Origin of the sequence: Microbacterium fluvii, from assembly GCF_025515205.1 — a bacterium.
Taxonomy (GTDB): domain Bacteria; phylum Actinomycetota; class Actinomycetes; order Actinomycetales; family Microbacteriaceae; genus Microbacterium; species Microbacterium fluvii.
The window spans coordinates 1,404,728-1,428,948 of record NZ_JAOPFX010000001.1 but is presented as its reverse complement, the minus strand read 5'-3'; the positions used below and the strand labels follow the sequence as shown (position 1 = coordinate 1,428,948).

The window sequence follows — 24,221 nt, the reverse complement described above, 5'->3', positions numbered from 1 at the left end:
GATGCGGCATCCGCACGATCGCTGGCCGCACGCGGGCAGAATGGACTCATGAGAAGCGCCCTGTTCGCCCGCATCGCCACGTGGGTCGTCGCCTTTCTTGTCGGCGCCGTCTACGGCCTGGCGGGCACCGTCTCGCATGCATACGAGCTGGGCTGGTTCCCGCTCGGCCTGGTGCTGGCCGTCATCGGCTCCGCGGCGCTGTTGGCGGCGGTGCGTCTGCTGACCCTCGACCGCTGGGCGACGCTGGCGACCGGGTTCGGCATGATGATCGCGACGCTCGTGGTCTCGGGCACGGGCCCCGGGGGTTCGGTGATCGTTCCGCAGAGCATGCTCGGAGTCGTCTGGACCATCGCCGTGCCGCTGCTGGTGGCCGTCGCGGTCGCCTGGCCTGAGCGGCTTCATGTGACGCGTCCGGACGGACCCGTCTCGGCCGATCGGTAGACTGCTCAGGTGACTTATGTGATTGCACTTCCGTGCGTGGATGTGAAGGACCGGGCCTGTATCGACGAGTGCCCCGTGGACTGCATCTACGAGGGGGACCGGTCACTGTACATCCACCCCGACGAGTGCGTGGACTGTGGTGCGTGCGAGCCGGTGTGCCCCGTCGAGGCGATCTACTACGAAGACGATCTGCCCGATGAATGGCAGGACTACTACAAGGCCAACGTCGAGTTCTTCGACGAGGTCGGCTCTCCCGGAGGCGCTGCGAAGGTCGGCGTGATCCACAAGGACCACCCGCTGATCGCCGCGCTCCCGCCGCAGGACTGACCGGCCGATGGGCGTCTTCGACCTCGCCGACTACCCCTGGGATGCCGTCGCACCCTACGCCGCCCGAGCGCGCGCGCACGCCGACGGCATCGTCGATCTGTCGATCGGCTCTCCCGTCGACCCGACGCCGGATGTCGTCGCCGCCGCGCTGAAGTCCGCCACCGACGCGCACGCCTACCCGCAGACCGTCGGCGCTCCGGCGCTGCGCGAGGCCATCGTGGAGTGGTTCTCGCGCCGCCGCGGCGTCTCGTCGCTCACGGTCGATCAGGTGCTCCCGACTGTCGGCTCGAAAGAGCTCGTGGCGCTGCTGCCGCTGCTGCTCGGGCTCGGCCCCGGGGATGTCGTCGTGCATCCGCGCGCCGCCTACCCGACCTACGAGGTCGGCGCGCGTCTGGTGGGTGCCACCCCGCTCGCCGAAGACGATCCGGCGGCGTGGCCGGCGGGCACGAGGCTCGTCTGGATCAATTCGCCCGGCAACCCCGACGGTCGCGTCTGGGATGCCACCGCCCTCGCGGTCGCCGTCGCGCGGGCGCGGGAACTCGGCGCCGTGATCGCGGGCGACGAGTGCTATGCGGAGCTCGGCTGGGACGCCCCGTGGGATTGCCAGCCGATCCCCTCGGTGCTCGATCCTCTGGTCACCGGCGGCAGCGCCGAGGGCGTGCTCGCGATCTATTCGCTGAGCAAGCAGTCGAACCTCGCGGGGTATCGTGCCGCGTTCCTCGCCGGCGACGGCGAGCTGGTGTCGAGGCTCCTGACCTCCCGCAAGCACCTCGGGCTCATGCTGCCCCTCCCCGTGCAGGCGGCGATGACGGTCGCACTGGGCGACGACGCGCACGTCGCCGCGCAGAAGGAGCTCTATCGCACCCGCCGCGCCGTGCTCAAGCCCGCCGTGGAAGCCGCAGGCTTCCGCATCGACGGCAGCGAGGCGGGGCTCTACCTGTGGGCGACCGAGGGCCGCGACGCATGGGAGAGCCTCGGCAGGCTCGCCGACCTCGGCATCCTCGCCGGTCCTGGGCACTTCTACGGTGCGCACTTCGGCGAGCACATCCGGCTCTCGCTCACCGCGACCGACGAGCGCATCGCCGCCGCGGCGGCCAGGCTCACCTCGCGCTGAGCGCCGCGCGGCCGGCGGCGACAACATCCGGTGGAAACCTCCATCGGATGTCGGCGTTGTTTGGCCCTGTCCGCAGTGGGCCGCAAGGCCCGATAGGCTGTAGCGGCACGGTCGGCGGCATCCCGCGACCTTGTGCGGACACCCCGGCACGACCATGAATCGCGAGGAGGCGCCGTGAGCGAAGCGGGCACCGAGAACCAGAAGGCCACTCTCTCGATCGGCGACACGACCGCGGAGCTGCCACTGCTCGCCGGCACCGACGGCTCGGTTCCCAGCATCGACATCTCGACGCTCACCCGCCAGACCGGTTTCACGACGCTCGACTACGGCTTCGTCAACACCTCGGCCACGAAGTCGGCGATCACCTTCATCGACGGCGACCAGGGGATCCTGCGCTACCGCGGATACCCGATCGAGCAGCTGGCCAAGAACAGCACGTATCTCGAGGTCGCCTGGCTGCTGCTCTACGGTGAACTGCCCACCGCCGACCAGCTCGCCGAGTTCGACGACAAGATCCGCCACCACACGCTGCTGCACGAAGACCTCAAGCGCTTCTTCTCGTCGCTGCCGCACACGGCGCACCCGATGTCGGTGCTCTCGTCGGCCACCGCGGCGCTGTCGACCTACTACGAGCACCAGTCCGACCCCGCCAACCCCGAGCACGTCGAGCTGAACACGATCCGTCTGCTCGCGAAGCTCCCGGTGATCGCCGCCTACGCCCACAAGAAGAGCATCGGCCAGGCCTTCCTCTACCCCGATAACTCGCTGAGCTTCGTCGACAACTTCCTCAAGCTCAACTTCGGAGTGCTCTCCGAGCCCTACGAGATCAACCCGGTCATGTCGCGGGCGCTCGAGCGGCTGCTGATCCTGCACGAGGACCACGAGCAGAACGCGTCGACGTCGACGGTGCGCCTGGTGGGCTCGACCGGCGCCAACCAGTTCTCGTCGATCTCGGCGGGCATCAACGCCCTGTACGGCCCGCTGCATGGCGGTGCGAACGAGGCGGTGCTCGACATGCTCGCGCGCATCCAGGAGTCGGGCGAGAGCGTGCAGCGCTTCGTCGAGCGGGTCAAGAACAAGGAAGACGGGGTGAAGCTCATGGGCTTCGGCCACCGCGTCTACAAGAACTACGACCCTCGGGCCAAGCTCGTCAAGGAGTCGGCCGACGAGATCCTCTCCGAGCTCGGCGTGCACGACCCGCTGCTGGACCTTGCTCAGGAGCTCGAGCAGGTCGCCCTCGAAGACGACTACTTCAAGGAGCGCCGCCTCTACCCGAACGTCGACTTCTACACCGGCGTCATCTACAAGGCGATGGGCTTTCCGACGCGCATGTTCACGGTGCTGTTCGCCATCGGGCGACTGCCTGGGTGGCTCGCGCACTGGACCGAGATGCAGGGCGACCCGCAGACCAAGATCGGGCGCCCGCAGCAGCTCTACGTCGGCGCCGGCAAGCGCGACTACCCCGGCGCGGTCTGACCGCGCGGGGCACGCGCCGCGCTAGGGTCGGGGCATGATCTCCGGCGTGCGCTTCCTCGACGACTTCCCGATTCCCGACGATGTCGTGCAGGTGCCGGGCTTCGGAGAGCCGACCGGCATCTTCGCCGGGATGGGCGTGTTCATGGCGATCTTCATCGTGATCTTCATCGGCGTGGTCGTGTTCGGCATCGTGGTGGCGGTGCGCAAGTACACGGTGCTGAAGAACGCCGGAATCGACCCGCTCGCCGCCGACGCCGCGATCGCGGCCAAGCTCGTGAACAGTGAGGCTCTGCGTCCGCAGGCCCCGGCGCCCGCCGAGCGCACCGTCGAAGAGCGTCTGGCCGAGCTCGACGACCTCGTCGCCCGCGGAGTCATCAGCGCCGACGAGCGCCGCGACGCCCGCGCGCGGATCCTCGGCTCATGACGGCACCTCGGCTGCTGGTGCGCAGGCCCTCGCCGCGGCTGGCCGACGGCGAGCTCACGCACCTCGAGCGTCTTCCCGTCGACCCGGTCGTCGCACTCGAGCAGTGGGAGGGCTACGTCGAGGTCTTCCGCGCCCGAGGCTGGCAGATCGTCGAGGTCGATCCCGCCGACGACCAGCCAGACGGGGTCTTCGTCGAAGACGCCGTCATCGTCTTCGACGATCTGGCGGTGCTGTGCCGTGCCGGCGCCGCATCGCGCCGAGGCGAGGCGCCCAGCATCCGCGCGGCCGTCGCCCGGCTCGACCTCGAGATGGCCGAGGTCGCAGCCCCCGGCACGCTCGACGGGGGAGACGTGCTCAAGGTGGGGCGGGTCGTCTATGTCGGCGCGTCGTCGCGCACCGACGCCGAGGGCATCGCGCAGCTGCGACGGATGCTGGAGCCCCGCGGCTGGAGCATCGTCGAGGTTCCCGTGCACCGCGTGCTGCACCTGAAGTCGGCGGTGACGGCGCTCCCCGACGGCACCGTCGTCGGCTATGCGCCGCTGGTCGACGCGCCGGAGTCGTTCCCGGTCTTCGTGGGCATCCCGGAGGAGCACGGCACCGCCGTGGTCGTGCTCGACGAGCGCACGGTGCTGATGTCGGCCGACGCGCCCGAGACCGCGGAGGTCTACCGGAAGCGCGGACTCGAGGTCGTGACGGCCGAGGTGACGGAGTTCGAGAAGCTCGAGGGATGCGTCACCTGCCTATCGGTGCGTGTGCGTGACTGAGGCGCGCTCGGCAGGTCTCTCGGCCGGCCCGCGCGGCCGCCGCCTGCTGCTGGAACTCACGCGTGAGGCCGACCCCGAGGTCGGTCGCCTGATGGGGGATCTGTCGTACAACGCGGCACTCGCGTCGGGCGCGTCGATCACACGGTTCGGGTGGGACGAGCACGGCACGCCCTTCACCGACACGTCACGACAGCCGGTGCCGGTCGACCACACGATCGACGACCTCGCCGCCCGCGTGCGGGGTGTCGGGACGCTGGATCCGGAGGCCGGTGCGCTCGAAGAGGCGCTGCGCCGCAGTGTCGACGCCGCCGCCTACTGGCAGCCGCTCGACGGCGACGATCTGGTCGCGGCGGAACCCGCCGTGCGGGCCGCGCTCGACGAGATCGGGCACGGTCTCGCCGCCCACCCCTCGGCGGCATGGTGGCGCCGCGTACGCACCCCGGAGCAGTGGGCGGTGGAGTTCGATCCGATCGACGACGGGGCGCCCTTCGACCCGGCCGCGGGCGCTGCAGCCGCCTGGAGCGTCGATACGCGCGAGGAGGAGCGCAGGGCCGCTGCCGAGCGGCCGGTGGACCCCGCGGCGAACTGGAGCGGCACGTGGTGGTCGTTTCCGACGGGTGCGCCGGCGAGCACCGGGCTTCTGCCTTCTGGTGTGCCAGCGGGCATCCCGATGCTCGAAGACGGATTCGGGGCGACACGGGCGGTCGCCGTGCCGGTGCGCGGCGGCGGACGCACGTTCGAGATCGTCGGCGCCGACGACTGGGTCGAGCTGTGCCGGCGGCATCCGCTGCAGGCCACCGCGAGCCGGCGCCACGACTGGTACCGCGCGACCGGCCGCGACGGCGGCTGGCTGCTGCCGGACTGGGGCGCGGTCGCGCAGGAGTGGGACGCCGTGCACCTGACCGCGTGGGCCTACCTCACGGCTGCCGGACGGGCGATCGAGGTCGACGACGGGTGGGCGAGCGTCATCGCCGGATGGGGGCCCGATCAGACGTACTGGCTCGGCGGTCGCGTGCGCGAGGTCGAGGGGCCGCGCGTGCACCTGCGCGCCGACGACGTCGAGGATCGGATCGTCTGGCGGTGAGCCGGCTCACTCGTCGGCGGCCGGCGTGCGGTGGGTGAGCGTCGCCGCGTAGTCGGGCACATAGCCGTCGAGGTTGCGCGGCGGGCGCTCGTAGCCGCCCGATTCGGGGCGCGGCGGAATGACGACCTCCTCGCGCTCGACCATCTGGAACGGCACGCGCGAGAGCAGGTGCGCGATCATGTTGATGCGGCTGCGGCGCTTGTCGTCGCTGGGCACCTCCCACCACGGCGCCTCCGGGATGTCGGTGTGCACGAACATGGCGTCCTTCGCGCGGGAGTAGTCCTCCCACTTGGTGATCGACAGCACGTCGTTGGGGCTCAGCTTCCACCGGCGCATCGGGTCTTCGGCGCGCGAGCGGAAGCGGCGCTCCTGCTCGGTGTCCGAGACGCTGAACCAGTACTTCAGCAGCAGGATGCCGTCTTCGACCAGCATCCGCTCGAAGATGGGCGCCTGGTGGAGGAACCGGTGGTACTGCGCGTTGGTGCAATAGCCCATCACGTGTTCGACCCCCGCGCGGTTGTACCACGAGCGGTCCATGAGCACGATCTCGCCCGCCGCGGGCAGGTGCTGGATGTAGCGCTGGAAGTACCACTGGCTCCGCTCGCGCTCGGTGGGGGTGGGAAGGGCCACGATCCGCGTCACGCGGGGGTTGAGGTACTCCGACACGCGCTTGATCGTCGAGCCCTTGCCTGCGGCATCTCTGCCCTCGAAGATGATGACGATGCGGGCGCCGGTGGCCTGCACCCACGCCTGCATGTCGACGAGCTTCGCCTGCAGGGCGGAGAGCTCCCGCTCGTAGATGTCCTTCGACAGACGCTTGGTCATGGCCCGACTCTAGAGCCTCGCGTCGTCGCGCGTCAGGCGTGCAGGGCCGCGTTGAGGGTGACGCCCACGCCCGTCCGCTGCACGGCCTCCACCGCGCCGGTGAGCGAGTTGCGGCGGAAGAGGATGCCGGAGGCTCCGGAGAGCGCGGCGCCCTTGACGACGGGCCTGCTGCCGTCCGCCGTCGGCGCCTCGCCGGCGAGCACGATCTTCGTGCCCGCCGTGACGTAGAGTCCCGCCTCGACGACGCAGTCGTCGCCGAGCGAGATGCCGATGCCCGCATTGGCACCCAGGAGCGTCCTGGCGCCGATCGACACCCGGTGCGCGCCGCCCCCCGAGAGCGTGCCCATGATCGATGCGCCGCCGCCGATATCGCTGCCGTCGCCCACCACGACGCCCTGCGAGATGCGGCCCTCGACCATCGAGGCGCCGAGGGTGCCGGCGTTGAAGTTGACGAAGCCCTCGTGCATCACGGTCGTGCCCGGCGCCAGATGAGCGCCCAGGCGCACGCGCGAGGCGTCGGCGATGCGCACGCCCGCCGGGGTCACATAGTCGAGGAGCCGCGGGAACTTGTCGAGGCCGGTCACGTGGATGCCGGCGCGCAGCAGCTGGGGCCGAAGGCGCTCGAGGTCGGCGGGGTGCACGGGACCGGCGTTGGTCCACGCGACGTTCGGCAGATGCGCGAAGATGCCGTCGAGGTTCACCTCGTTGGGCCGCACGACCAGGTGCGACAGGGCGTGCAGGCGCAGATAGGCATCGGGGGTGGAAGCGGGGGCCTCGTCGAGGTCGATCTCGACGACGACCGTCTCGACCGTCACCGCCCGGCGCGGGTCGGGACCCTCGAGTCCGGCGAGCGGACCGAGGTGCTCGGCGGGGTCGTCGGGCAGGCGGCCCGTGTGCACCGCGGGGTACCAGGCGTCGAGGGTCGTGCCGTCGGCGGCGTGCGTGGCAAGCCCTGCGCCCCAGATCCATCGCTGTTCGCTCATCCCTCCACGGTATCGCCCGTGGGCGCCTCGCTAGAATCGGGGGATGCCGGTGCTCGATCTCTCCGCGACCTCTGTCGATCTGACCCGTACGATCTGCGACATCCCGAGCGTCTCGGACGACGAGACCACGCTCGCCGACGCGATCTTCGACGCCGTGTCAGCGTGCGCGCACCTGGAGGTCTTCCGCCAGGGCGACACGATCGTCGCGCGCACGCAGCTCGGGCGCCCCGCCCGGGTCGCGATCGCCGGCCACATCGACACCGTGCCGATCAACGGCAATGTGCCCACGCGCGACATCGAGATCGACGGGGAGTCCTACCTCTGGGGGCGGGGCACGGTCGACATGAAGGCGGGAGTGGCGGTGCAGCTCAAGCTCGCCGCCGAGCTCGCCGACCCCCGGCTCGACATCACGTGGCTCTGGTACGACCACGAAGAGGTCGACTCCGCCCGCAACGGCCTGACGCTGCTCGCCGCGACGCGACCCGACCTGTTCGCGGCCGACTTCGCGATCCTCGGGGAGCCGTCCAACGGCGAGGTCGAGGGCGGGTGCAACGGCACCCTCCGCGCCTTCGTGCGCACTCACGGCGTGCGCGCGCACAGCGCGCGGGCCTGGATCGGCGAGAACGCCATCCACAAGGCCGCCCCTGTGCTGCGCAGGCTCGCCGACTACCGGCCCCGCACCGTGACGGTCGACGGGCTGGACTACCGCGAGGGGCTCAATGCCGTCGCGATCTCGGGCGGCATCGCCGGCAACGTCATCCCCGACGCGTGCGAAGTCGAGGTCAACTACCGCTTCGCGCCCAGCCGCGACGCGGCAGAGGCCGAGCAGCACGTGCGCGACGTGTTCGAGGGGTTCGAGGTCGAGGTGGTCGACGTGGCCGAAGGCGCGCGCCCCGGGCTCGACGCGCCGCTCGCGCAGGAGTTCGTCGCCGCGGTCGGCGCGACGCCGCAGCCGAAGTACGGCTGGACCGACGTCGCCCGCTTCTCGGCCATGGGCGTGCCCGCCGTCAACTACGGGCCCGGCGATCCGCACCTCGCCCACCACGACGAAGAGCGAGTTCCCCTCGCGCAGATCGAGGCCGTCGAGCACGGCCTGCGTGCGTGGCTGAGCTGACCGGCCGCGCGACGGCGGGGGTGCGACTCGCTCCGCTCGCGCGCATCGCCCTGATCTATGTCGCGGCCCGTGTCGTGACGTTCGCGCTGCTCGCGATCGCCGCGCAGGTGGCGGCGCACAACAGCGGCGACCCGGCCGATCTCGGGCAGCTGCTGCTGCGATGGGACGCGCAGTGGTACTGGTACGTGGCCGTCAACGGGTACCCGTCCGACCTGCCGCTGACCGATTCGGGGCTCGTCGCCGAGAACCAGTGGGCATTCATGCCCGTCTACGCATATCTCTCGGCACTCGTCGGTGCGGTGATGGGCTCGTGGGGGGCCGGCGCGGTCGTGGTATCGCTGGCCGCCGGGTTCGGCGCCACCTACGTGCTGTATCGGATGCTGAGCGAGCGCATCGGCGAGGTGGCTGCCACGTGGGCCGCCGTCTTCTTCGCGTGCGGCCCGCTGGCGGCGCTGTTCCACGTCGGCTACGCGGAGTCGCTGTTCCTGCTCTGGCTCTTCCTGGCGCTGTGGGCGCTGCTGCGGCGACGCTACGGGTGGCTGTATCTGCTGATTCCCCTGATGGGCTACACGCGGCCGGGGGTGCTCGCCTTCGCCCTGCTCCTTGCGCTGCACGGCATCGTGCGGTGGTTCCAGCGGCGCACCGATCCGCTGCCCGTCCGCGATGTCGTGCACATCGTGGCGACGGGGCTGCTCGCCGTCGCGGTGGGCTTCTCGTGGCAGGTGCTGGCGGGGATCGCCACGGGTGACCCCGGCGCGTACCTCGCGACCGAACTCGCCTGGCGGCGCAACTGGATCGCCGACGCGCAGCCCGCGTTCGTGCCGTTCGACGGGTTCGTGCAGGCGGCGGCGTTCTGGTTCACCTCGTGGGGGATGACCGCGGTGGTCGGGTACGTCGCGCTGATCGTCGGGGTGGTCGGGATCGCCGCGCTGCTGCTGTTCGAACCGCACGTGCGTCGACTGGGATCCGATCTGCGCCTGTGGGCCGCGAGCTATCTGCTCTATCTGCTCGCGGTGTTCTTCCCGCAGTCCAGCATCTTCCGCCTTCTCGTGCCGCTCTCGCCCCTGTGGGGCGCGGTCGCTCTGCCGCGGTCGCGGACGTGGCGCGCGGGGGTGCTGACGGCGTGTCTGGTCGGTCAATGGTGGTGGATCTACAACATGTATGCACTCGGCAACACGTATTGGCAGATCCCGTGAGCGTTTCGGTTACCGACGATTCACCTCTTGTGCTGACCTCACGATAAACTTGTGAATCACATCCACGACGAAAGGGAGCCGCGATGGCAGCCATGAAGCCGAGAACCGGAGACGGTCCGATGGAGGCCGTGAAGGAGGGCCGCCTCATCATCGTGCGGGTGCCGCTCGAGGGCGGTGGGCGCCTGGTCGTCTCCGTGAACGACGCCGAGGCGAAGGAACTCTACGAGGTGCTGGGCGGGGTCGTCAGCGCAGCCTGATCCTGCAGCATCCGTATCGGAACGGCCGGTCGTCTGACCGGCCGTTCCGTCGTATCAGGGGTCAATCGCGCGCGACCGTCGCAAGCTGCAGCAGTCCCTCGCCGACGATGGAGAGAGCACCGACGACAGCGGGGGACGACTGTGTCTCTTGGATGAGCGAGCGGTAGGCGGTGGTCACGGCGTCGCGTCGCACCGGGTCGGCCACGGCGCCGCCGGCGAGCACTCGCGGAACCAGCACCGTGCCGCCCGCGCGCACGAGCCGCAGTCCGTGCTCGACGTACTCGATGACGCCGTCGGGGTCGGCATCGATCAGCACGATGTCGTAGGAGGCCTCGTTCATGCGGGGGAGCACCTCTGCGGCCCGCCCCGTGATGAAGCGCGCGCGTGCCGGCGGGATCTTCGCGTCGGCGAACGCCTGCCGGGCTGCCCCGAGGTGCTCGGGCTCCTTGTCGATCGTCGTGAGCGTCGCCCGCGGCGAGCCGTGCAGCAGCCAGAGGCCGCTCACCCCGGCACCGGTGCCGATCTCGACGATGTTCAGCGCCTGCGAGGCGGCGGCGATCACGGCGCACTGGGCGCCCACTGCGGCGCTCACCGGAGCGACGCCCAACTCGAGGGCGAAACCGCGAGCCCGGGTGATGTGGTCCGGCTCGATCGTCGCCTCAGCGGCGAAGCGGTTGTTCGCGTCGTACTCGCCCATGATTCCTCCGCTGACAGCCTAGGTGCGCCGTGGCGCGGGGCGGTGCAGGCGCGACGGTAACCTGGGACCATGTTCAACGGCATCACCATCGAGAAGCTGCTGCTGCTCGGCGTGATCGCCGCACTCATCATCGGCCCAGAGCGCCTGCCGCGGTATGCGGAGGGCCTTGCCCGCATGACCCACCGGGTGCGCGACTTCCTCTCGTCCACGAAGACGAGGGTCAAAGACGAGATGGGCGAGGACTTCGACGACGTCGACTGGCGCAGCCTCGACCCCCGTCAGTACGACCCGCGGCGCATCATCCGCGAGGCGCTCCTGGACGATGCTCCCATTGCCACAGGCGCCGCCGTGGCGACCTCGACCGCGCCCGCCGCGCCGACGAAGAAGGCGCCGATCGCGCTCGCACCCGGTGAGGTGCCGCCGTTCGACTCCGAAGCGACCTGATCAGCTCGGCCGCACCGGCAGGGCGCGCCCGCTGAGCCCACGTGGAGCGCGCGCGAGTGCGGCCGCCACCTCCTCGATCGCGTGGGCCGCGGCATCCTCCGGCGCACGCGTCACGATCGGCTCGCCCGCGTCGGCGGCGACCCGCAACGCGGGGCTCAGCGGCACGGATGCCAGCAGCGGCACGGGCCGGTCGGCGCCGAGGGCTGCGGCCACGGCGGCCCCTCCGCCGCTGCCGAACACATCGACGACCGTGCCGTCGGGCAGGGTCATCGCCGCCATGTTCTCGATCACGCCGATCACGCGCTGCCCCGTCTGGTGGGCCAGCAGCCCGCTGCGCACGGCGACGTCGGATGCGGCGGCCTGGGGCGTCGTGACCACGAGCACCTCGGAGTGCGGCAGAAGCTGTCCCACCGTGATCGCGATGTCGCCGGTGCCCGGCGGCATGTCGATCAGCAGCAGGTCGAGGTCGCCGAACCAGACGTCGGTGAGGAACTGCTGCACGGTGCGGTGGAGCATGGGCCCGCGCCAGGCGACGGCGCCCACCGGCCCGGCGGCGTCGCCGCGGCGCAGGAACATGCCGATCGAGATGACCTTCACGCCATGGGCGATCGGCGGGATCATGAGGTCGTCGATGCGGGTGGGCTGCGGTACCGCGCCGGTCGCGTCGACGAGGCCCATGAGCCCCGGGATCGAGAAGCCGTGCACATCGGCGTCGATGAGGCCCACCGACAGGCCGCGGCGGGCGAGGGCGACGGCGAGGTTCGCCGTGAGCGTCGATTTGCCGACGCCGCCCTTGCCGCTGGTCACGGTCACGACGCGAGTGAGCGAGTCGGGGCCGAAGGGCATCTGGCGGGCCGGGCGGCCGTCGCGGAGCTTCTCGGTGAGAGCGCGCCGCTCGTCCGGCGTCATGACCCCGACGCGGAGGTCGACGTCGGAGATCCCGTCGACGGCCGCAGCGGCGGCCCGCACGTCGGCCGAGATGCGGTCGGCGGCCGGGCACCCGACGATGGTCAGGGCGATGCCGACCTGTGCCGTCCGGCCGGTCACCGTGATCTCGCGCAGCATGTCGAGGTCGGCGAGGCTGCGACGCAGCTCTGGGTCCACGACGGCGCCGACGGCCCGTCGCACCGCGTCGTCGAGGAGCGTCACGGCGTGCGGTCGTCGTCGGCAGCGGCGCGCTCGTCGAGCTGCTCGACGAGGCCCCGCAGCTCTGAGCGCAGCACGTCGCGGGTGACGGCGGCATCGGTGATGTCGGTGAGCGCCATGCGCAGTGCGACGATCTCTCGGGCGAGGTACTCGGTGTCGGCGAGATTGCGCTCCGCGCGCTGGCGATCCTGCTCGATCTGCACGCGGTCGCGGTCATCCTGACGGTTCTGCGCCAACAGGATGAGGGGCGCGGCATACGATGCCTGCAGCGAGAGCATGAGGGTCAGCGCCGTGAAGCCGTTGGCGGCAGAGTCGAAGCGCACCGATTCGGGCATGAGGGTGTTCCACGCGATCCACAGCAGACAGAACAGCGTCAGCAGCAGCAGGAACATCGGCGTGCCCATGGCGCGGGCGATCCACTCCGTGAAGCGGCCGAACCGGTCGCGCGAAGGCTGCGGGGTGCGCTGCAGCATGCCGGATCGCCCGCGGGGGGCATCCAGTGCCACCTGGCGGGTCGCGCGTGCCATCATCGCCTCCTCCCGCCGACCGCGGGTGCGTTGGCCGCCGGCGCGGTCGCCTGCTCGTGCTCAGGGTCGTGCGAGCGCCAGTCCTCTGGCAGCAGGTAGTCGAGCACGTCGTCGACGCTCACCGCGCCGACGAGCCGGTGGGCGGGGTCGACGACCGGCAGCGAGACGAGGTTGTACGACGCCAGCAGTCGGGCGACCTCGGCCGCAGAGGCGGTCGCGGGCACCGGGTCGAGGGTGTCGTCGATGATCGCGCCGAGTCGCTCATGGGGCGGGTAGCGCAGCATCCGCTGGAAATGCACGGTGCCGAGGAGCCGGCCCGTGGGCGTCTCGTAGGGAGGGAGCGTCACGAACACCGCGGCGGCGAGTGCCGGATGCAGCTCGTGCCGGCGGATGAGAGCGAGCGCCTCGGCGACCGTGGCGTCTGCCGACAGCACGATCGGCTCGCTGGTCATGAGACCGCCCGCCGTGTCGGGCCCGTACTTCAGGAGTGCGCGCACGTCGTCGGCCTCTTCGGGCTCCATGAGGTCGAGCAGCTCCTCGCGCTGATCCTCCGGCAGCTGCGCGAGCACGTCGGCGGCGTCGTCGGGCTCCATCTGGTCGAGGATGTCGGCGGCGCGCTCGTCGCCGAGCGCCTCGAGGATGTGCACCTGCTCGTCCTCAGGCATCTCTTCGAGGGCGTCGGCGAGCCGGTCGTCCGGCAGCTCCTCCGCCACCTCGATGAGGCGCTCTTCTGGCAGGTCGAGCAGCGTGTTGGCGAGGTCTGCCGGCTTGAGCTCGGAGTAGCTGGCGACCAGCTGCTCGGCCGACTGCGCTTCGCCGGGGTTCTGCCGCTCGGCGACGTCGGACCACGCGGCGAACGTCGTCGGGCCCTTCGCGAACGGCGATGCGCTGGTCTTGGGCTTGCGCAGGAACAGCTGCCCGATGTCCCACTCGCCGAGGCGATTGCGCTCGATGGCGACGTCTTCGATGACGGCGTGCCCCGAGCCGTCGGCGAAGTACACCTTGCGGCCGAGGAGCTCCGCCATGACGCGCACCTCGCCGCCGCGCTGCTGGAAGCGGCGCACGTTGATCAGGCCGGTGGTGATGACCTGACCGGTCGCGATGGAGGTGACGCGGCCGATCGAGAGGAAGACATGGCGGCGCCCGGGGATCTCGACGATGAGGCCGATCACCCGGGGCGGATCGTCTTTTCGGTAGATGACGACGACGTCTCGGACCTTGCCGAGCCGGTCGCCCGCGGGGTCGAAGACCGTGCACCCTGCCAGGCGCGCGACGAATACCCTCTGCGTGCTCACACCAACCAGCGTAGTGCGGGGTGCATGCGAGGATGGGGAGATGAGCATGTTCGGGGCAGCGCGTCCGCAGGCCGGCGACGAGGTCGGGCCGACCGTCGCGAGCTTTCCCACCTACGAGGGGGCGCAGAAGGCCGTCTCGGCACTCATCGCCGCCGAGATCCCCGCCCGAGAGATCGCGATCGTCGGCAACCAGCTCCGCTCGATCGAACGGATCACCGGCAGGCTGGGATATGCCAGGGCCGCCAGGTCGGGCGCCGTCAACGGACTCTTCCTGGGCTTCCTGTTCGCGGCCATCTTCGTGCTGGGCATGCCGTCGGTGCAGATCCAGGTGTTCGTCGGGGTGCTCCTGATCGGCATCGCGATCGGCATGATGACGAGCATCGTGAGCTACTCGATCATCCGACGCCGTCGCGACTACGCGTCGGTGATGCAGGTGCTCGCCGACCACTACGAGGTCACCGTCGCCTCGCACAGCGCACCGCGTGCGCGGCAGGTGCTGGGGGTGCAGAGTCCCTCGGCGACCAGGGCGACCCAGCCCACGCCCGATCGCGGCGAGCCTCCGCAGTACGGCCAGCGGGTGACCGCACCCCCGCAGTACGGCGAGCGGGTCGACCCCGCGCCCGCACCTGTCGCGGAGCAGCCGTCACCGCCATCGACGACACCCGCCGAGTCCGAGCCCTCGACTGCCGAGCCCGAGCGCTCCGGTGACGACGCCCGCTGAGTCCGACCGCATCGCCGTCGCGCTGTCGGCGGGGACGGTCGAGATCTCGGCGATCGCCGAGTCGCCGGGGGAGCCGTGGGCGACCGTCGCGATCGCGCACGGCGCGGGCGCCGGGATGCAGCATCCGTTCCTCGTCGGGTTCGCCCGCGGCATGCGTGCGCACGGCGTCGCGACGGTGCGCTTCACGTTCCCCTACCTGGAGGCGGGAAGGCGGATGCCGGGGCCTGCGGCACACGCGATCGCGACCTGGTCGGCCGTCGAGCGGTTCGTTCTCGAACGCTCGAGGGCGCCGCTGTTCGCGGCCGGCAAGTCCTACGGCGGGCGGATGGCCTCGATGGCAGCGGCCGAGGGGGCGATCGCGCCGACAGGGCTCGTCTACCTCGGCTACCCCCTGCATCCGCCGGGGAAGCCCGAGAAGCCCCGCGTCGCCCACCTGCCGGCGATCGCGCAGCCGCAGTTGTTCGTCGAGGGCACGAACGACCCTTTCGTGCAGCCGCTCACGCAGCTGCGGGAGGCGATCGCCGCATGCCGCGAGGCGCAGGCGCACTGGGTCGAGGGCGGTGGCCACTCGTTCGAGGTCGCCGGTCGCAAGCTCCCCGCCGACGAGGTCGGTGAGCAGCTGGCCTCCCCCGTGGTCGAGTGGATGCGCGCCCTCGGCTGACAGGCCCGCGCGTCACCGCCCCGCGGCGTAGCCCTGCATGCCCCTCGGGTTCGCCGCGGCCCACAGCGTGCCGTGCGCCCGATCGATGCCGACGGCCGAGAGCCGACCGAGCCGCCAATCGCCTGCGCGCACGACATCGTGGCCGCGCCGTTCGAGGTCGGCGATCACCTCCTCGCCGAGCCGGTCTTCGACGTAGACGCCCGCCGGCTCCCACGTGCGCGGCCAGAACGAGTCGATGAGGGCCGTGGTGTGCAGCGTCGGGGCGTCGATGGCCTCCTGCGCCGTGTACCCGCCGACGATCATGCGCAGCAGCATCGGCAGCTGCCACTGGTCCTGCTGGTCGCCTCCAGGGGTGCCGAGGGCGGCGATCGCGCCGGCATCGTCGAGCAGCAGGGTCGGGGTGAGGGTCGTCCGCGGTCGTGCGCCTGGGCGCAGCGCCGACGGCGAGTCCTCGTCGAGCCAGGTCATCTGCAGCCGCGTGCCCAGGCAGAACCCGAGTTCGGGGATCGTCGGCGACGACTGCAGCCAGCCGCCGGAGGGGGTCACCGAGACGATGTTGCCCCAGCGGTCGACGACGTCGATGTGGCAGGTGTCGCCGCGCGTCGCACCTCGATGGTCGACGGTCGGCTCTCCCGTGCCGGCGGCCTGCCGGTCGCGGTCGCGGCGCAGCGGCGGGCGGAACGGCTCCCGCGCCTTCAGCGCGCCCGGCCGCCACTCGCGCGACGCCGTCTCTCCGAGCTGCGCACGCCGTGCGGCGGCGTACTCCGCCGACAGGAGCTCGTCGAGCGGCGCTCCGTCGCCGAAGTACGCGTCGCGGTCGGCGAGCACCAGCTTGAGCGTCTCGATCACGGTGTGGGCGCCCTCGGCGCTCGCGACATCGAGCCGGCCGTCGGGAAGGGGCTCCAGGATGCGCAGGGCCTCCAGCAGCGCGGGCCCCTGCGTCCACGCGCCGGCCTTGGCGACCGTGACGCCGCGGAAGCGGATGCTGACGGCATCCTCGTATCCGGCGGTGAAGGCGGCGAAGTCGTCCACCGTGATGACGCCGGCGTGATCGGTGCCCGAGGAGTGGCGGTGCGGACCGGCGACGAAGGAGGCCGCCGCGTGTGCGACGAAGCCCGTGCTCCACTCGTGCCGTGCGGCGTCGATGCGCGTCTCGCGATCTGGCGCATCCGCGCCGGCCGCCACGAGCCGCTCGAGGACCTCGGCGTACACCGGGTTGCGGTGCAGCGACCCCGCCTGCGGCACCCCGCCCTCTGGCAGCCACAGCGATGCCGAGGTCTGCCAGTGATCGCGGAAGAGGTCGGCGACGCGGGCGATCGTCGCTGCGGTGGTCGGCAGCACAGGCGTCCCATCGCGGGCGCACCGGATCGCCGGCTCGAGCACCTCGTCGAGTTCCATCGTGCCGTGATCGCGCAGGAGCAGCAGCCACGCGTCGACGGCACCGGGCACGGCGGCGGCGAGGGCGCCCGCACCGGGGACGAGGTCGAGTCCCTCGCCGCGCAGGTGCCCGATGGTCGCTGCGGCCGGTGCCGGCCCCTGTCCCATCAGCACGAGGGGGCTCGCCGGGTCGTCGGCGGTCGTGAAGATGCCGACGAGGTCGCCGCCTGGACCGTTGAGATGCGGCTCTGCCAGGTGCAGCACGAAGCCGCCGGCCACCACCGCGTCGAACGCGTTGCCGCCCCGCTCGAGCATCGCCTGCGCGGCTGCGGTGGCCAGCCAGTGCGTCGAGGCGGCCATGCCGAAAGTGCCGGTGAGTTGGGGCCGCGTCGTGAAGGCGGGCGCGGGGGCGAAGGTCACGGGTTGAGGCGTGCGATCCAGGCCTCGACCTCGTCGGCGGTGCGCGGGATGCCGGCCGACAGGTTCACGGGGCCCTCCGCCGTCATGACGATGTCGTCTTCGATGCGCACGCCGATGCCGCGGTACTCCTCGGGCACCGTGAGGTCGTCGATCTGGAAGTACAGGCCAGGCTCGATCGTGAAGACCATGCCCGGCTCGAGCAGCCCGTCGTAGTACATCTCGCGACGCGCCTGCGCGCAGTCGTGCACGTCGATGCCGAGGTGGTGCGACGTGCCGTGCACCATGTAGCGGCGGTGCTGGCCGCCGGCGTCGGCGTCCAGGGCCTCGTCGGCGGTGACCGGAAGCAGACCCCACTCGGCGGTGCGCGCGGCGATCACCTTCATGGCGGCCTCGTGGACGCTGCGGAACCTCACGCCCGGCTTCGCGGCGGCGAAGGCCGCATCCGCCGCTTCGCGCACCGTCTCGTAGACCTTGCGCTGCACGTCGGTGAAGGTGCCGGAGACCGGCAGGGTGCGGGTGATGTCGGCGGTGTACAGGCTGTCGACCTCCACACCCGCGTCGATGAGGATGAGATCTCCCGGTACGACCGCGCCGTCGTTGCGGGTCCAGTGCAGGTAGCAGGCGTGCGGGCCGGAGGCGGCGATGGTGTCGTAGCCTTCGGTGTTGCCGTCGCTGCGCGCGCGCTGGTGGAAGACGCCCTCGACGATCCGCTCGCCGCGGGGGTGCTCGATGACGCGGGGGAGGTTCGCGATGATGTCGTCGAACCCGCGTGAGGTGACCTCCACCGCGAGGCGCATCTGCTCGAGTTCGTACTCGTCTTTGACGAGACGCAGCTCGGAGACGAAGCGCGTGAGCTCGTCGTCGTCGTCGACGGTCAGATCGCCGTCCGCAGGCGCGAACTCGTCGATGTGCGCCGTCGCGACTCCCAGGTCTGCGGCCACCCCGCCGAGGGCGGGCCGCGGGCCGATCCAGAACTCGCCGATGGAGGCGTCGCCGTAGAACTCGGCGGTGGTGCGGTCGGCGCGCTCGCGCAGGTAGAGGGTGGCGTCGTGGCCGTCGGAGGTCGGATCGAGCACGAGCACCGAGTCGGGCACCGAGTCGGCAGCCCAGCCGGTGAGGTGGGAGAACGCCGAATGCGCCCGGAACGGATAGTCGGTGTCGTTGCTGCGCTGCTTCACCGATCCCGCCGGTACGACCACGCGCTTTCCGGGGAAGGCGGCCGAGACGGCGGCGCGGCGCGCCGCGGCGAAGGATGCCTGCGGTCGAGCAGGCGGAGTGTGCTCGGGACGGTCGGCCCAGCCCGTCGATATGGAGTCGAGGAACCCCCGGGGGAAGGGCTGGCGCCTGTTCGTCGTGGAGTTCTCGGTCGGCTCCGCGGCGGGCTCCACGGCGGGGGCGTCGGTGGTCGCAGTGGGGGAGGTTTCGCCGGTCGTGCTCATGCCCCCAGTCTCGCACGCACGACCGGACCGGTCACCCTGCCGGCTCGAGCTGCACGACCAGGGGACGGTGGTCGCTTCCCGAATCGTCGAGGGTCGTGAGCACCAGCGATCCCGTGGCCACCCACGCGTCGCCGGTCATGACGTGGTCGATGGGAGCGCCCAGAAGGGCGGTGAGGTCGGTGGGCCAGGTGCCGACGGCGCCGTTGCCCGATTGCACGGCGGAGTCGGTGCAGCGTCCCAGCATACCGCCGTCGACTCCGAGCTGACCGAAGTGGTCGACGGTCGCGTTGAAGTCACCGGCGAGGATCACATTCGACTGACCGCACTGATCGGCCAGCCACTGCAGATCGTTGCGCCAGTGCCCCATGTCGTCCTGCCGCGGCGCCACGGCGTGGGCCGCCACGATGGTCGGTCCGTCGCCGTCGACCGGCATCGCCACGGCGCTCGGCACCGTCGACGTATTGGACGATCCGTCGATCGACGACTCGATCACCGCGTAGTCGCCGAGGTCGGGTGAGATCAGCAGCGTCGTCGAGAGGGCTCCCCAGCCGTCGTCGCCGTATTCGGCGTGATAGGCCCACATGCGATGACCGAGATCGCGCATCGCCAGGGCGACGGCCTCGCCGGTCTCGATGGTCGTCTCGGGCAGCGCCACGACGTCGGCCTCCATCGCGACGGCCATCTGCGCGACCGTATCGGCGATGTCCGCGCCCGCCGTGTTCCAGGTGAGCACGCGCACACTGTCGTCGCCCTTGGCCGGCAGCGCCGAGGTGCCCGTTCCCCGCATGACGACGATCGTCCCGCCGGCGACGGCGGCCGCCGCCATGACGAGCGCCAGCGAGAGGGCGAAGCCGCGCAACGGCCGGATCAGTGCGAACAGGAGCGCGAGCACGGCCAGCAGCGCGAAGCCGATGGCCAGCACGGTGCGGAACGACACGATCTGGGCGATCGGGAACACACGATCGACGCGGAAGAACGACGGCCAGGTCAGCACGGCGGCGGCGATCGCGCAGACCACGGTCACGAGGACCCCCAGCAGGCGAAGCACGACGGCGACTCTATGTCAGCAGGCTGGGAGATCGGCCAGCGGCGCGGCGCGCTACGCTCGCAGAGTGGGTGGATCGCAGCGCTTCGCAGGGCCGAGCGACCTGCACCTGCACTCCATCCACTCCGACGGCACCGAGCCGCCCGCCGGCGTCATCTCGGCGGCGCACCGGCACGGCCTGCGCACGGTCGCTCTCACCGATCACGACACGACCGCCGGCTGGGCGGAGGCCGTTGAGGCGACGCTGTCGCTCGGGATGACCTTGCTCCCCGGCATGGAGCTGTCGGCGCGCCACGAGTGGCGCAGCGTCCATGTGCTCGCCTACCTCATCGACCCCGACGATGCGGCGCTGCGGGCCGAGACCGAGCGGGTGCGCGACGATCGCTTGGGCCGTGCCGAGCGCATCGTGCGGGCGATCGGGCGTGACTATCCGCTCACCTGGGACGACGTCGCCGCGCAGACGACCGATGGTGCGACGGTCGGGCGTCCGCACATCGCCGACGCGCTCATCGCTCGGGGCATCGTCGCCGACCGCGGCGAGGCGTTCGACGGCATCCTGCATCCTCGCGAGGGCTACTACGAGCCGCACTATGCTCCCGACGCCCGCGCCGCGGTGCGCCTCATCGTGGCAGCCGGCGGCGTGCCGGTGATCGCCCATCCGACTCCGGCGGGCCGCGGGCGGATGCTGCCGCTCGAGCTTCTGGAAGACCTCGTCGACCTGGGCCTTGCCGGGCTGGAGCTCGATCACCGTGAGAACACCGCGGAGGGGCTGACCGTGCTGCGCCGGTTCGCGGCCGCGCGCGATCTCATCGTGACCGGGTCCAGCGACTACCACGGGGCAGGAAAGCCCAACCTGCCGGGGGAGAACACCACCGCCGACGCGATGGTGCAGCGCATCATCGACGCCGCAACGGGAAGCGCCCCCGTCTACCCGTAGGCGGACGAGGGCGCTTCGCGGCGTCGGTCAGGCCAGCGCCTTGGCCTTGAGCTGGTCGTACTCGGCCTGGGTGATCGTGCCGGCGTCCAGCAGCGACTTCGCCTTCGCGATCTCGTCGGTCGGGCTCGTGCCTGCGACCGACTTGATGTAGTCGTCCTGCGCCGCCTTGTACTGCTGCGCCTGGGCCGCGCCGCGCTCGGCCATGCCGCCGCCGCGGGCGATCAGGTAGACGAGCGCCGTGATGATCGGGAAGAAGATCAGGAAGAAGATCCAGACCGCCTTCCACCCTCCGCTGAGCTTGCGGTCACGGAACAGGTCGCCGATGATCGCGAACAGCGCCATCAGGTACGCGAAGAAGACGAACAGCCACAGGAACCACCAGATCAGGTCCCAGAACGAGCCCCAGAATCCCTGGTACTCGACGGTCTCGAAGAATCGCACTCTCTGCCTCTTTCGGAAACGGCGGCACGGTGCCGCTCGGTTTCAACATAGCGGGCCGGAGAGGGGGCGCGGACGCCTGCGGGCGAGTGTGTCGTCAGACCCCGGCGGCAGCGCCTGCGGCCGAGCCGCCGCCACCGCCACCGCGACGTCGCCGACGGCGACGCGCCGCTGCCGGCTTGCCGTCGTGGTGCTCTCTGCCCGCGCCGTCGTGCGTGCCTGCTCCGTCGGTGCCGCGCTCGGCGGCCGCTCCGGAATCGGCGGTCGACGGTGCGCCGGCGGCATCCGCACCCTCGGCGAAGGTCGCCCCGACGCGCTCCTGGCCCGAGCGGCGACGCCGGCGACGGCGCGAACCCGCCTCGGCGGTGCCCTCTGCGGCGGCGTCGGAGGCGCTGGCCGGCTGCGCACGCTGCGTGCGGATCGTCTGGGTCTTCGGGGCCGTCGCGATGCGGCCCTTCGTGCCGGCGGGGATGTCGAGGTCTTCAAACAGGTGCGGGCTCGACGAGTAGGTCTCGACGGGCTCGGGCTGGCCGAACTCGAGCGCACGATTGATGAGGGCCCACTTGTGCAGGTCTTCCCAGTCGACGAAGGTCACCGCGATGCCGGTCTTGCCGGCGCGGCCGGTGCGACCTGCGCGGTGCAGATAGGTCTTCTCGTCGTCGGGGATCGTGTGGTTGATGACGTGCGTGACATCGTCGACGTCGATGCCTCTGGCTGCCACGTCGGTGGCGATGAGCACGTCCTTCTTGCCGGCCTTGAAACCGGCCATCGAGCGCTCCCTGGCCTCCTGGCTCATGTCGCCGTGCACGGCGCCCGCGTTGAAGCCGCGGTCGCTGAGCTCGTCGACCAGTCGCTGGGCGGCGCGCTTGGTGCGCGTGAAGATCACGGTCTTGCCGCGTCCCTCCGCCTGCAGGATGCGCGAGATCACCTCGTCCTTGTCGAGCGAGTGGGCGCGGTAGACGAGGTGCTTGATGTTGGCCTGCGTGAGCCCCTCGTCGGGGTCGTTGGCCCGGATGTGGATGGGGTTGGTCATGAACCGGCGCGCGAGGGCGACGATGGGCCCGGGCATCGTGGCGGAGAACAGCTGCGTGTGGCGCACCGCCGGCACCTTCTGGAAGATCTTCTCGATGTCGGGGAGGAAGCCGAGGTCGAGCATCTTGTCCGCCTCGTCGAGCACGACCTCGGTGGCGTTCGAGAGGTCGAGGAGTCGCTGCCCGGCCAGGTCGATGAGGCGACCGGGCGTGCCGACGACGATCTGCGCGCCGGCCTTGAGCTGCTCGATCTGACCCTCGTAGGCCTTGCCGCCGTAGATCGCCACGACGCTGGTCGAGCGGTTCTGCGTGAGCATGTCCATGTCTTCGTAGACCTGCACAGCGAGCTCACGAGTGGGCACCACGATGAGGGCCTTGACGCCATGCTCAGGGTCGAGGCCGAGACGCTGCACGACGGGGATGCCGAAGCCGAACGTCTTGCCGGTGCCGGTCTTGGCCTGGCCGATGATGTCCTGGCCGGGAAGGCCGAGGGGGATCGTCTGCTCCTGGATGGGGAAGGCGTCCACGATCCCCTTCGAAGCGAGAGCGTCGACGATGTCCTGATCGACGCCGAGTTCGGCGAAGGTCGTCACGATATGAACCTGTCCGGCGGTGAGATGAGCGCCTGGGAATGTCGGATCCACGCCCTTCACTCAGCCGCAGGCGCGGGGCCCCGATCCACAGCCGGGGACGCAGACCAGCCTACCGGCTCTAGGCTGTAGCCGTGGTGAAGTGGTTCTGGCAGCGTCGTCCCGAGGGGCGCCACCTGCAGCTTCGGGCCCGTGGAGACCTCGGTGACGCACGGCGCGTCGACTTCGAGGAGCTCGCCGCCGACATCGACACCTTCCTCGGCCAGGCCGCCTACCTGCAGCTGGGGTTCTTCGAGACCCTGTCTGAGCTGATCGCCTCCACACCGGAGCTGGATCGCAAAGACGCCCTGTCGAAGGCCGCCGGCGCCGCGCTGACCAAGCACGAGCGACTCGTCGCGATCATCCGCGAGCGTGGCGCCGACCCGACGGCCCTCATGCTCCCGTTCCGCGAGCCGCTCGACGCGTTCCGCGCCGCGACCCACGGGGTGCGACCCGAAGAGACGATGATGTCGGTGCACATCACGGCCGGGATGCTCGACGACTTCTATGAGGCGCTGTCGGCGGGCTACGGCGAGACCGGCAGGCGGGTGGCCCGCACGCTCGAGGCGGACAGCGATCGGCAGGCCATCGTCGAGATGATCGCGCAGACCATCGCCAGCGACGACGGCGAGTGGAAGTCGCTGCTGGCCATGTGGGGGAGGCGCCTCGTGGGCGACACCCTGCTGATCGCCCGCGCGGCGCTGCGTCAGACGGCGCTGGACCCCGCCGGCGAGAAGAAGGTGGAGCCCGTGTTCACGGCGCTGATGGCAGCGCATGCGCGCCGCATGGAAGACATGGGACTCGCGGCGTAGCGCACACCGAGGCGATCGGCATCCGCCGCCCGCGGTTCAGACGCGCAGCGCGGCGCGGGCCCGCTCGTCGTGGCTGCGACGGGTCGCCGTCAGCGCCCCCACCACGACGAAGCTGAGCAGCGGGGTGAAGAACGCGACGATCCACAGCCAGGCGCTGTCGGTGCCCACACCCGCCCATGTCATGACGAGCCACGTGAGTCCGCCGATCACGGCACCCGCGAAGGGACCGATCGCGGCGCCGCGCCGCGCGCGCCCGGGGACGATGAAATGCGCCGCCAGACCCCACACCGCCCCGATCATGAGGGCGTAGACGATCTCCATGTCAGGCGACGAAGCCGACGCGACGTGATTCTTCGGTGCCGAACTCGACGAAGGCGATGCCCGCGGTCGGCACGATGTAGCTGTTGCCCTTGGCGTCGGTGAACGACACGTGGGTGGCTCCGGAGTCGAGGGCGCTCGCGACCGACTTCTTGACGTCTGCGGCCGAGTCGTTCGTCTCGAAGTTGAGCTCGCGGCCGGTGTTGACGATGCCGATGCGGATCTCCACGTGAGTGCCCTTCTGCCCCGCCGTGCTCTGCGGGCGCATCGCCAGCCTAC

28 protein-coding genes are annotated in these 24,221 nt (G+C 70.8%); 15 read left to right on the top strand and 13 right to left on the bottom strand.

Going from position 1 to position 24,221, the window contains the following annotated elements; all coding sequences use genetic code 11:
- The first annotated feature begins 48 nt into the window (after nucleotides 1–48).
- The 7 genes from OAW74_RS06640 to OAW74_RS06610 all read left to right on the top strand — a co-directional run bounded on the left by OAW74_RS06640 (nucleotide 49) and on the right by OAW74_RS06610 (nucleotide 5,630).
- On the top strand, nucleotides 49–441 hold the full coding sequence (locus OAW74_RS06640; RefSeq protein ID WP_262873519.1) for a DUF6113 family protein: 393 nt from the start codon (nucleotides 49–51) through the stop codon (nucleotides 439–441).
- A 9-nt stretch (nucleotides 442–450) separates the two neighbouring features.
- Nucleotides 451–768: a ferredoxin gene (gene fdxA / locus OAW74_RS06635; RefSeq protein WP_262873518.1), complete on the top strand. Its 318-nt coding sequence runs from the start codon at nucleotides 451–453 to the stop codon at nucleotides 766–768.
- A gap of 7 nt (nucleotides 769–775) precedes the next feature.
- Nucleotides 776–1,882: a succinyldiaminopimelate transaminase gene (dapC, locus tag OAW74_RS06630; RefSeq protein WP_262873517.1), complete on the top strand. Its 1,107-nt coding sequence runs from the start codon at nucleotides 776–778 to the stop codon at nucleotides 1,880–1,882.
- Nucleotides 1,883–2,056: 174 nt separating this feature from the next.
- On the top strand, nucleotides 2,057–3,358 hold the full coding sequence (locus OAW74_RS06625; RefSeq protein WP_262873516.1) for a citrate synthase: 1,302 nt from the start codon (nucleotides 2,057–2,059) through the stop codon (nucleotides 3,356–3,358).
- A 34-nt stretch (nucleotides 3,359–3,392) separates the two neighbouring features.
- The gene (locus OAW74_RS06620) at nucleotides 3,393–3,782 is read left to right on the top strand and encodes an SHOCT domain-containing protein (protein ID WP_262873515.1); all 390 of its coding nucleotides are present in this window, start codon (nucleotides 3,393–3,395) and stop codon (nucleotides 3,780–3,782) included.
- Nucleotides 3,779–4,546 (top strand): dimethylargininase, encoded by a 768-nt coding sequence (gene ddaH, locus OAW74_RS06615; RefSeq protein WP_262873514.1) that lies wholly within the window; start codon nucleotides 3,779–3,781, stop codon nucleotides 4,544–4,546. Before OAW74_RS06620 ends, ddaH begins: the two co-directional genes overlap by 4 nt.
- Nucleotides 4,539–5,630, top strand: coding sequence for a hypothetical protein (locus tag OAW74_RS06610; RefSeq protein ID WP_262873513.1), 1,092 nt, complete (start codon nucleotides 4,539–4,541; stop codon nucleotides 5,628–5,630). Before ddaH ends, OAW74_RS06610 begins: the two co-directional genes overlap by 8 nt.
- A gap of 6 nt (nucleotides 5,631–5,636) precedes the next feature.
- On the opposite strand, the gene ppk2 is transcribed toward OAW74_RS06610, so the two are convergent.
- Together ppk2 and dapD are read right to left on the bottom strand one after the other, a co-directional pair.
- The gene (gene ppk2, locus OAW74_RS06605; protein WP_262873512.1) at nucleotides 5,637–6,455 is read right to left on the bottom strand and encodes a polyphosphate kinase 2; all 819 of its coding nucleotides are present in this window, start codon (nucleotides 6,453–6,455) and stop codon (nucleotides 5,637–5,639) included.
- Nucleotides 6,456–6,487: 32 nt separating this feature from the next.
- A complete protein-coding gene (gene dapD, locus OAW74_RS06600) occupies nucleotides 6,488–7,438 on the bottom strand; it encodes a 2,3,4,5-tetrahydropyridine-2,6-dicarboxylate N-succinyltransferase (protein ID WP_262873511.1) in 951 nt (316 codons plus the stop codon).
- A gap of 43 nt (nucleotides 7,439–7,481) precedes the next feature.
- On the opposite strand from dapD, the gene dapE reads away from it, so the two are divergent.
- The 3 genes from dapE (at nucleotide 7,482) to OAW74_RS06585 (ending at nucleotide 10,005) form a co-directional block, all read left to right on the top strand.
- On the top strand, nucleotides 7,482–8,552 hold the full coding sequence (gene dapE, locus OAW74_RS06595) for a succinyl-diaminopimelate desuccinylase (RefSeq protein ID WP_262873510.1): 1,071 nt from the start codon (nucleotides 7,482–7,484) through the stop codon (nucleotides 8,550–8,552).
- On the top strand, nucleotides 8,540–9,748 hold the full coding sequence (locus tag OAW74_RS06590; RefSeq protein ID WP_262873509.1) for a hypothetical protein: 1,209 nt from the start codon (nucleotides 8,540–8,542) through the stop codon (nucleotides 9,746–9,748). Before dapE ends, OAW74_RS06590 begins: the two co-directional genes overlap by 13 nt.
- Before the next feature lie 83 nt (nucleotides 9,749–9,831).
- Nucleotides 9,832–10,005 (top strand): DUF3117 domain-containing protein, encoded by a 174-nt coding sequence (locus OAW74_RS06585; protein WP_262873508.1) that lies wholly within the window; start codon nucleotides 9,832–9,834, stop codon nucleotides 10,003–10,005.
- A 61-nt stretch (nucleotides 10,006–10,066) separates the two neighbouring features.
- Here the strand turns inward: OAW74_RS06585 and OAW74_RS06580 are convergent, their stop codons facing one another.
- On the bottom strand, nucleotides 10,067–10,702 hold the full coding sequence (locus OAW74_RS06580) for an O-methyltransferase (RefSeq protein WP_262873507.1): 636 nt from the start codon (nucleotides 10,700–10,702) through the stop codon (nucleotides 10,067–10,069).
- A gap of 69 nt (nucleotides 10,703–10,771) precedes the next feature.
- Between OAW74_RS06580 and OAW74_RS06575 the strand changes: the two genes are divergently transcribed.
- Nucleotides 10,772–11,146, top strand: coding sequence for a Sec-independent protein translocase TatB (locus OAW74_RS06575; protein WP_262873506.1), 375 nt, complete (start codon nucleotides 10,772–10,774; stop codon nucleotides 11,144–11,146).
- On the opposite strand, the gene OAW74_RS06570 is transcribed toward OAW74_RS06575, so the two are convergent.
- Genes OAW74_RS06570 through OAW74_RS06560 form a run of 3 tightly spaced genes read right to left on the bottom strand, consistent with a single transcriptional unit; the run spans nucleotide 11,147 to nucleotide 14,114 of the window.
- A complete protein-coding gene (locus OAW74_RS06570) occupies nucleotides 11,147–12,295 on the bottom strand; it encodes an Mrp/NBP35 family ATP-binding protein (protein ID WP_262873505.1) in 1,149 nt (382 codons plus the stop codon). It lies immediately after the preceding gene.
- On the bottom strand, nucleotides 12,292–12,819 hold the full coding sequence (locus tag OAW74_RS06565) for a DUF1003 domain-containing protein (RefSeq protein WP_262873504.1): 528 nt from the start codon (nucleotides 12,817–12,819) through the stop codon (nucleotides 12,292–12,294). The genes OAW74_RS06570 and OAW74_RS06565 overlap by 4 nt, the downstream gene beginning before the upstream one ends.
- Nucleotides 12,819–14,114, bottom strand: coding sequence for a magnesium transporter (locus tag OAW74_RS06560; RefSeq protein ID WP_262873503.1), 1,296 nt, complete (start codon nucleotides 14,112–14,114; stop codon nucleotides 12,819–12,821). The genes OAW74_RS06565 and OAW74_RS06560 overlap by 1 nt, the downstream gene beginning before the upstream one ends.
- 40 nt (nucleotides 14,115–14,154) lie before the next feature.
- Between OAW74_RS06560 and OAW74_RS06555 the strand changes: the two genes are divergently transcribed.
- Together OAW74_RS06555 and OAW74_RS06550 are read left to right on the top strand one after the other, a co-directional pair.
- Nucleotides 14,155–14,835: a general stress protein gene (locus tag OAW74_RS06555; RefSeq protein WP_262873502.1), complete on the top strand. Its 681-nt coding sequence runs from the start codon at nucleotides 14,155–14,157 to the stop codon at nucleotides 14,833–14,835.
- Nucleotides 14,819–15,496 (top strand): alpha/beta hydrolase family protein, encoded by a 678-nt coding sequence (locus OAW74_RS06550; RefSeq protein WP_262873501.1) that lies wholly within the window; start codon nucleotides 14,819–14,821, stop codon nucleotides 15,494–15,496. Before OAW74_RS06555 ends, OAW74_RS06550 begins: the two co-directional genes overlap by 17 nt.
- 12 nt (nucleotides 15,497–15,508) lie before the next feature.
- Here the strand turns inward: OAW74_RS06550 and OAW74_RS06545 are convergent, their stop codons facing one another.
- The 3 genes from OAW74_RS06545 to OAW74_RS06535 are packed head-to-tail and all read right to left on the bottom strand — an operon-like array spanning nucleotide 15,509 to nucleotide 19,780.
- On the bottom strand, nucleotides 15,509–17,293 hold the full coding sequence (locus OAW74_RS06545) for a gamma-glutamyltransferase family protein (protein ID WP_378733502.1): 1,785 nt from the start codon (nucleotides 17,291–17,293) through the stop codon (nucleotides 15,509–15,511).
- On the bottom strand, nucleotides 17,290–18,732 hold the full coding sequence (locus tag OAW74_RS06540) for an aminopeptidase P family protein (RefSeq protein WP_262873500.1): 1,443 nt from the start codon (nucleotides 18,730–18,732) through the stop codon (nucleotides 17,290–17,292). Before OAW74_RS06540 ends, OAW74_RS06545 begins: the two co-directional genes overlap by 4 nt.
- Nucleotides 18,733–18,763: 31 nt before the next feature.
- Entirely contained in the window at nucleotides 18,764–19,780 is a 1,017-nt protein-coding gene (locus tag OAW74_RS06535) for an endonuclease/exonuclease/phosphatase family protein (protein WP_262873499.1), read from the bottom strand.
- A 64-nt stretch (nucleotides 19,781–19,844) separates the two neighbouring features.
- Between OAW74_RS06535 and OAW74_RS06530 the strand changes: the two genes are divergently transcribed.
- On the top strand, nucleotides 19,845–20,714 hold the full coding sequence (locus OAW74_RS06530; protein ID WP_262873498.1) for a PHP domain-containing protein: 870 nt from the start codon (nucleotides 19,845–19,847) through the stop codon (nucleotides 20,712–20,714).
- A gap of 27 nt (nucleotides 20,715–20,741) precedes the next feature.
- Here the strand turns inward: OAW74_RS06530 and OAW74_RS06525 are convergent, their stop codons facing one another.
- Together OAW74_RS06525 and OAW74_RS06520 are read right to left on the bottom strand one after the other, a co-directional pair.
- A complete protein-coding gene (locus OAW74_RS06525; RefSeq protein ID WP_262873497.1) occupies nucleotides 20,742–21,155 on the bottom strand; it encodes an SHOCT domain-containing protein in 414 nt (137 codons plus the stop codon).
- A gap of 94 nt (nucleotides 21,156–21,249) precedes the next feature.
- Nucleotides 21,250–22,776 (bottom strand): DEAD/DEAH box helicase, encoded by a 1,527-nt coding sequence (locus OAW74_RS06520; protein WP_262873496.1) that lies wholly within the window; start codon nucleotides 22,774–22,776, stop codon nucleotides 21,250–21,252.
- A gap of 131 nt (nucleotides 22,777–22,907) precedes the next feature.
- Between OAW74_RS06520 and OAW74_RS06515 the strand changes: the two genes are divergently transcribed.
- The gene (locus OAW74_RS06515; protein ID WP_262873495.1) at nucleotides 22,908–23,624 is read left to right on the top strand and encodes a ferritin-like domain-containing protein; all 717 of its coding nucleotides are present in this window, start codon (nucleotides 22,908–22,910) and stop codon (nucleotides 23,622–23,624) included.
- Nucleotides 23,625–23,660: 36 nt separating this feature from the next.
- Here the strand turns inward: OAW74_RS06515 and OAW74_RS06510 are convergent, their stop codons facing one another.
- The gene (locus tag OAW74_RS06510; RefSeq protein ID WP_262873494.1) at nucleotides 23,661–23,945 is read right to left on the bottom strand and encodes a hypothetical protein; all 285 of its coding nucleotides are present in this window, start codon (nucleotides 23,943–23,945) and stop codon (nucleotides 23,661–23,663) included.
- Nucleotide 23,946: 1 nt separating this feature from the next.
- Nucleotides 23,947–24,171 carry a DUF3107 domain-containing protein gene (locus tag OAW74_RS06505; RefSeq protein ID WP_262873937.1) on the bottom strand — a complete coding sequence of 75 codons (225 nt, stop codon included), beginning with the start codon at nucleotides 24,169–24,171 and terminating at the stop codon, nucleotides 23,947–23,949.
- Nucleotides 24,172–24,221: the final 50 nt, after the last annotated feature.

Coding starts and splice junctions, on each gene's coding strand:
- OAW74_RS06555 (WP_262873502.1), top strand. CDS start 14,155: ATGAGCATGTTCGGGGCAGCGCGTCCGCAGGCCGGCGACGAGGTCGGG.
- dapE (WP_262873510.1), top strand. CDS start 7,482: ATGCCGGTGCTCGATCTCTCCGCGACCTCTGTCGATCTGACCCGTACG.
- OAW74_RS06575 (WP_262873506.1), top strand. CDS start 10,772: ATGTTCAACGGCATCACCATCGAGAAGCTGCTGCTGCTCGGCGTGATC.
- OAW74_RS06620 (WP_262873515.1), top strand. CDS start 3,393: ATGATCTCCGGCGTGCGCTTCCTCGACGACTTCCCGATTCCCGACGAT.
- OAW74_RS06540 (WP_262873500.1), bottom strand. CDS start 18,732: ATGAGCACGACCGGCGAAACCTCCCCCACTGCGACCACCGACGCCCCC.
- OAW74_RS06580 (WP_262873507.1), bottom strand. CDS start 10,702: ATGGGCGAGTACGACGCGAACAACCGCTTCGCCGCTGAGGCGACGATC.
- dapD (WP_262873511.1), bottom strand. CDS start 7,438: ATGAGCGAACAGCGATGGATCTGGGGCGCAGGGCTTGCCACGCACGCC.
- dapC (WP_262873517.1), top strand. CDS start 776: ATGGGCGTCTTCGACCTCGCCGACTACCCCTGGGATGCCGTCGCACCC.
- OAW74_RS06585 (WP_262873508.1), top strand. CDS start 9,832: ATGGCAGCCATGAAGCCGAGAACCGGAGACGGTCCGATGGAGGCCGTG.
- OAW74_RS06565 (WP_262873504.1), bottom strand. CDS start 12,819: ATGGCACGCGCGACCCGCCAGGTGGCACTGGATGCCCCCCGCGGGCGA.
- OAW74_RS06640 (WP_262873519.1), top strand. CDS start 49: ATGAGAAGCGCCCTGTTCGCCCGCATCGCCACGTGGGTCGTCGCCTTT.
- ddaH (WP_262873514.1), top strand. CDS start 3,779: ATGACGGCACCTCGGCTGCTGGTGCGCAGGCCCTCGCCGCGGCTGGCC.
- ppk2 (WP_262873512.1), bottom strand. CDS start 6,455: ATGACCAAGCGTCTGTCGAAGGACATCTACGAGCGGGAGCTCTCCGCC.
- OAW74_RS06510 (WP_262873494.1), bottom strand. CDS start 23,945: ATGGAGATCGTCTACGCCCTCATGATCGGGGCGGTGTGGGGTCTGGCG.